The organism is uncultured Vibrio sp., assembly GCF_947488985.1.
Taxonomy (GTDB): domain Bacteria; phylum Pseudomonadota; class Gammaproteobacteria; order Enterobacterales; family Vibrionaceae; genus Vibrio.
The window spans coordinates 1-316 of record NZ_CANLBV010000347.1 but is presented as its reverse complement, the minus strand read 5'-3'; the positions used below and the strand labels follow the sequence as shown (position 1 = coordinate 316).

The 316-nt window shown below is 41.8% G+C and carries 1 protein-coding gene; it reads right to left on the bottom strand.

The features are described from left to right. Nucleotides 1-316 (bottom strand): IS630 family transposase (locus tag Q1A70_RS20605; RefSeq protein ID WP_299697698.1); only part of this gene is annotated, 316 nt, incomplete at both ends.

The following is a 316-nucleotide window of genomic DNA, read 5'->3' as shown; positions in this document are numbered from 1 at the left end:
TCTATTGCCGCCTTGAAATCCCGTTTACTTTTGAAGTAAACGTTGTTCCTCGACTTCTCATTCATTACTTTCCATAACCGCTCTATTGGGTTGAGGTTTGGGCTGTAAGGTGGAAGATAATGCAGTTCAATATTCAGGACAAACGCCGCATCTCTGACTAAGTCACTTCGGTGATATCCCGCACCATCTAAGATGATATGAAGCTTATGGGTTAACGGATAACTCTCTCTTAACTTACAGAAAAAGCGAACTATCGTTTCACTGTTAATGCTTTCGTAATCGTGAACGATGGTGGCACCAATATCCGATAGGTTCA